Source organism: Clostridium sp. (genome assembly GCF_051656525.1).
In the GTDB taxonomy this organism is placed as follows: Bacteria; Bacillota; Clostridia; order Clostridiales; family Clostridiaceae; genus Clostridium.
This window is the reverse complement of the sequence record NZ_JBOGCC010000174.1, coordinates 1-5,947: the sequence shown is the minus strand read 5'-3', so window position 1 is coordinate 5,947 and position 5,947 is coordinate 1. Positions and strand designations below refer to the sequence as shown.

The window sequence follows — 5,947 nt, the reverse complement described above, 5'->3', positions numbered from 1 at the left end:
TCTTCTTTAGCCTTAGCTTCAGCTTCTTTTTTAGCAGCAGCATCCTCTTCATCTTTAATTTTTTGAGCTTCAAGTTCAAAAAGTGAAGGTTCTGCCTCTCTTTCACGGCTTTCAATTATAGAAGCTTTTATTTCTTCACCTAAGTTTTCGTCTTTAACTTCATCATTTTTAGTTGATTCTTTATAAGCGTCAATTACAAGTCTTCTATATTCTTCATTTTCTGAGTAGATACTAGTATAGCTAAGCGCCATTTTACGAACATTATTATCTAGACTTTCTAAATGTCTTTTAGCTAATGCATTATTATTGTATTCAGAATTTATTTTCCACGTGATGATAGCATCATCGATTCTTCCTAATTTATATAAAATTTCCCCCTCTAAAGTCAGTGCTTCTTCATTGTTGTAATCTTTATCAAGTACTTTGTTACAGATTTTTAAAGCGTCATCATACTTTTCATTCTCAAAGGAATCAAAAGCTTTTTGTAATTTTTTATTTGAAAATTCCATACGTCCTCCTTGTGTTAAAGACTTTTATGAAAACATTTTAAACCTTTTTTATTTAAAAAATATAAAGAAAAAATTTCTTAATAAAAAAGTAACAATTTAAAACAAAAAATAGTTAAAACCACAAACTGATTTATGATAAAAAGTTAAAAAGTTACATATCATTTTCATAAGATAAAGTCTTTAGTTATAAGCTTTAGCTTTAATCATAACAGAAAAATATGAAAAAATAAAGAACGAGGAGATGAAATGCTAGGAAATAAAGGGCTAAGAGATAGAGTGCTTATAAGAAAGTATTTCCTTTAAAGGTTAAATCAATATAAATAAAGTAGAAGTAGATAAGAAAGTATGATATAATCTTTTTGTTATTCTTTAATATATGGAGGATTAGTTATGAAACATATAAAAACTATAAACAAGACAAATATAAAAAACAGTTTAAAGAAGCCAGGATGTAAAGAGTGCGCTAACTCTTGTCAATCAGCTTGTAAAACTTCATGCACAGTTGCAAACTTAGAGTGTGAAGCTTAGTTTTTTAGCAGTAACTTTTATAAGTTACTGCTTATTTTCAGAAATTAATTTTTAAGAGAAACTCTATATAAAATTTAAATATATATTTTATATTATTGTAGGAGGATTTTAAGATGTCATTAATTCATAAATTTAAACAAGGCGGAGAGTGTTTTGTTTTAGACGTTAATACTGGAGCAGTACATGTTGTAGACGAATTAGTTTACGATATTATAGAAGATAAAGGTTTAGAAAAGAAAGAAGTAGTTCTTAAGAAGTTAGAAGGTAAATATCCAGAAGCTGAAATAAGCGAAGCTTATGATGAAGTTCGTGAACTTGTTAAAGAGGGAATACTTTACTCGATGGATATGTATGAAGATATAGCTCATAGTTCAATGGATGACAGAGACTATTTAAAAGCTGTTTGTTTAAACATTATCCATACATGTAATTTAAGATGTAAATATTGTTTTGCTGATGAAGGTGAGTATTATGGGCATAAAGGTGTTATGGATTTAGAAACAGCTAAGGTTGCTTTAGATTACATAGTTAAAAGAAGTGGTCCAAGAAGAAACATTGAAATAGATCTATTTGGTGGAGAGCCAACTATGATTTGGGATACAGTAACTGCTATCATTGAATATGCTAGATCAAAAGAAGCTGAATGGAATAAAAATATTAGATTTACAATGACTACAAATGCAACTCTTTTAGATGAAGAGAAAATGGACTTTATTGATAAAGAGATGGGGAATATTATTCTTTCATTAGATGGTAGACCAGAAGTTAATGATAAAGTTAGAATCACTTTTGATGGTAAGGGTTCACACCATATGATTCTTCCAAACATAAAGAAAATGGTTGAAAAAAGAGATAAATCTAAGCACCACTGCGTAAGAGGAACATTTACAGCAGAAAACTTAGACTTCTTTGAAGATGCTATGTATATGGCAGACCAAGGATTTAAAGAAATTTCAATTGAGCCAGTTGTACTTGAAAAAGGACATCCACTTGCATTAAAAGAAGAGCATTTAGATAGAATATTTGAAAACTATGATAAACTATTTGATGAAATGGCAAGAAGAAAAAGAGAAGGTGATGAGTTTAACTTCTATCACTTTAATATAGATTTACAAGGTGGACCTTGTGTTTATAAGAGAATTTCAGGATGTGGAGCAGGATTTGAATATGTTGCTATAACTCCTCAAGGAGAAGTTTACCCATGTCATCAATTCGTAGGACGTGAAGAATTTAAAATTGGAAGCATTTTTGATGATTCTTATAATAAAGAAATGGGTAAAGAATTTAAAATGGCTCATATCTATAATAAACCAAAATGTAAAGAGTGCTGGGCAAGATTCTACTGCAGTGGTGGATGTCAAGCAAATAACGTTGCATTTAATGGTGATATAAAAAGTCCATATGAAATAGGATGCAAAATGCAAAAGAAAAGAATTGAATGTGCAATTGCATTAAAGGCAGTTGAATAAAATTTTTCATATAGTATATAATTTAGGTGAAGCAACTTTTCTTTTGCTTCACCTATTTTTTTTAAGGAGAAAAAGATAAATGAAAGAACATATTTTTTCAAATGGTTTAAAATTAATATATAAAAAGAGAGAGTCAAATCTTACATCAATATGTATTTCTATAAATGCAGGAGCTGACATGGAAGATAATCTTTATGGCTTAGCCCATGCAACTGAACATATGGTTTATAAGGGAACTCAAAATAGAAGTGAGAAAAAAATAAATGAAGATTTAACTAAAGTGTTTGGTTTTAATAATGCAATGACAAATTATCCATATGTAATTTATTATGGAACTCTTTTAGAAGAAGATTTTTCTAAAGGAATTGAAATTTTAGGAGATATAATAATAAATCCAATTTTTCCGGATAAAGGATTTAATGAAGAGATAAGTGTAATAAAGGAAGAACTTATGGAGTGGGATGAAGAACTTGAACAATTTGTAGAAGATAAACAATTCTTTAACACTTTTGATAATAGAAGGATAAAATATCCTATAATAGGACGAATGGAGGATTTAGAGAAAATAACATTAAAAGATATAAAAAACTTTTATAAAAGTTACTATGTTCCAGGAAATGCTAGTATAGCTGTTGTTAGTAATATGGAACTTGATGAAGTGAAGTTTAGTATTTGGAAAGTATTTAAAGAATGGGAAAAGTATGAAAATGTAATTATAAAGAAACCAGAATATGATGATTTTAAAAGTGGGGTTTATAGGGATTATAGAGAAGGAATAAATGGTGCTAAAATTCAAATAATATTTAAGATTGACCATTTAAGTGAAGAAGAGATGAAAGCACTTAAAGTATTTAATGAATTTTTTAGTAATGGAATAAATTCAGTTCTTTATACAAAACTTAGAACTGAAAAAGGAATTATTTATGATGTTATTCCTAAAATTGCTCATGAGAAATCAATAAAGCTTTACAAGATTATATTAGGAACAAGTAGTGAGAATATAAATTTAGCAGTAGAAACTATAAATGAAGCTATACGTGAAGTTCATAGTCTTTTAGATTTATTAGATAAAGAAAAGATAGATGAACTTATAAAAAGTATAAACTTAAAGAAATTGTTTAGAGAAGAGCAAGGAATAGTTTTAGCAAAAGAAATGGCAACTTATGATACAATGCATAAAGATTATAGGGCCTACTTAAATGAAACTATTAGATTGGAGTTTATAGATAAAGAATATTTAAAGAATTTAGCAAATAAAATATTTAGAAATAAGAGTATACAAATAATAGAGAAAAAATAATAGGAGATGATTAACATGGAGGGACGTATACCTATTTTAGAAGAAATAATAAAATACAATATGGAAGAAAATCTTCTACTTTCGATGCCAGGAAATAAAGGTGGATTAGGTTTTTCAAAAGATTATGTAGGAAGAGAATTTAAAGAGAAGATGGGATATTTAGATATAACAGAGGTTGAGCCTTTAGATAATTTACATCATCCTGAAGGAATAATAAAGGAAGCTTTAGAGCTTTTAAAAGAATATTATGAGTGTAATAAGGCTTACTTTATTGTAAATGGGAGTACAGGTGGAAATTTAGTAGCTATATTTTCAGCTTTCAATGAAGGTGATGAAGTTTTAGTTGAAAGAAATTGTCATAGATCTATTTATAATGCACTTATATTAAGAAAATTAAAGGTTAATTATGTAAGAGGAAGAGTAGATAAAGAAAATGATATTTTACTACCTATAACAGAAAATGATATAAGAGAAGAATTAGATATAAATAAGAATATAAAAGGTGTAATTTTAACCTATCCAAATTACTTTGGAGTAGCATATAATATAGAGAATCTTTTATTAGAGCTTAGGGATAGAGGAATAAAGACTGTTATAGATTCAGCACATGGAGCACATTTTAAATGTAATGAAGAATTTCCTAAAAGCTTAACTAGTATAGCAGATTATGTAGTTTTAAGTGCACATAAAACAATTCCATCACTAACACAAGGTGGATATTTAATAGTTAATGACAGACATGATAGGTCAGACTTTTATTTTAGTGCATTAACAAGTACATCACCATCATATCTTTTACTTGCATCACTTGATTATGGAAGGCATTATATGCAAGTTTACGGAGAAGCTGATTATAAGGAGCTTATAGAGAGATGTGAAAAATATAGAAAGTTAATAGATGAAATAGATGGAATAAAAATTTACTCTGAAAAAGATTTAAAAGAAGGATATAAAATAGATAAAACAAGATATGTAGTAGTCTTAGATAAAGGATATTCAGGGGAAAAACTTTTAGAATATTTAAGAAAAGAAAAAATTCAATGTGAAATGAGTTTTAGTCGTGGAGTAGTATTAATATTTTCTACATTTAACGTAGATGAAGATTTTGATAAATTATATAATGTATTAAAATCTTTAAAGTTAGAGAAAATTAAAGAAGAATATACAAAGGGAAGATTTTTAGAAGAAATTCCTGAAAAAATTTATGAGCCTTTTGAGATGTTAGAAAAGGAATATACAGAGGAAAAAATAGATTATAATATAATTTCTAAAATATCTAAAGAGCATATAGTTCCATATCCACCAGGAATACCAGTGCTTTGTCCAGGAGAAAAGATAACTAAAGAAATAGTGGATATAATTAATATATATTTAGATAATAAAATGGATGTTATAGGAGTAAATAATGAGAAAATAAAAATAATAAAAGGATAAGGGAAACATAATTTAAGAATAATCATATATTATATTGAACTTTAAATAAATACGGATGAAAAAAAGGAGATATGATATATGAATAAAAAACAAAATTGCAATGAAAAAGACTGTTCTAAAATCGAGCATTGTGCAGTGGAGTTAGTAGCATATACTATGAAAATGCAATGTGAAATAACTAAAAAATTAGAAGAGGCAAGAGCTTATGATTGTAAAGTAGAAGAAATAATGAAAAAAGCAAGAGTATTAGAAAATAAATCAGATGCCTTAATGAAAGAAGCGGAAGAAATGAGTAAACAGTTAGAAATTCAACTTAAAAAAGCAAATGTTTTAATGTTTAAAACTATAGAATGTTATAAAGAAAACTGTGAAGAACAGTATTGTTGTAATGAAGGACATCATCACTATAAAGAAAATAATTGTGGATGCTATACCGAAGAAGATAGCCGTTATGATTGCAATAATGGATATTGTTTTGAAGAAGAATGCTATTCATCGAATAACTGTAGATGTAATGGAAATGCACAAGTTAATGAATGTTATAGACAAGGATACGGAAATAATGGATTTAGATATGAGGAAGGACATAATATGAATTCTAGAGAAGATCAAACTAGATATTGGCATAATTAAGAAATTAAAGGAGGACTGTTGTACTAATTAATAGTATAATAGTCTTTTTAAAATTAGCACAATATTTACGTATA

At 27.5% G+C, this 5,947-nt stretch carries 6 protein-coding genes; 5 read left to right on the top strand and 1 reads right to left on the bottom strand.

The features are described from left to right. A partial coding sequence (locus tag ACRDDY_RS08775; RefSeq protein ID WP_438564576.1) for a tetratricopeptide repeat protein occupies positions 1–509 on the bottom strand: 509 nt, incomplete at its 3' end. Positions 510–899: 390 nt separating this feature from the next. Between ACRDDY_RS08775 and scfA the strand changes: the two genes are divergently transcribed. The 5 genes from scfA to ACRDDY_RS08750 all read left to right on the top strand — a co-directional run bounded on the left by scfA (position 900) and on the right by ACRDDY_RS08750 (position 5,873). Continuing rightward, complete coding sequence (gene scfA, locus ACRDDY_RS08770; RefSeq protein WP_002598118.1) at positions 900–1,037, top strand: six-cysteine ranthipeptide SCIFF; 138 nt, start codon at positions 900–902, stop codon at positions 1,035–1,037. A 113-nt stretch (positions 1,038–1,150) separates the two neighbouring features. Then, on the top strand, positions 1,151–2,506 hold the full coding sequence (gene scfB, locus ACRDDY_RS08765) for a thioether cross-link-forming SCIFF peptide maturase (RefSeq protein WP_438564575.1): 1,356 nt from the start codon (positions 1,151–1,153) through the stop codon (positions 2,504–2,506). Positions 2,507–2,585: 79 nt separating this feature from the next. After that, positions 2,586–3,806, top strand: coding sequence for a M16 family metallopeptidase (locus ACRDDY_RS08760; RefSeq protein ID WP_438564574.1), 1,221 nt, complete (start codon positions 2,586–2,588; stop codon positions 3,804–3,806). Positions 3,807–3,821: 15 nt separating this feature from the next. Further along, a complete protein-coding gene (locus tag ACRDDY_RS08755; RefSeq protein WP_438564573.1) occupies positions 3,822–5,240 on the top strand; it encodes an aminotransferase class I/II-fold pyridoxal phosphate-dependent enzyme in 1,419 nt (472 codons plus the stop codon). A gap of 78 nt (positions 5,241–5,318) precedes the next feature. Then, positions 5,319–5,873 (top strand): hypothetical protein, encoded by a 555-nt coding sequence (locus ACRDDY_RS08750; protein ID WP_438564572.1) that lies wholly within the window; start codon positions 5,319–5,321, stop codon positions 5,871–5,873. Positions 5,874–5,947 lie beyond the last annotated feature (74 nt).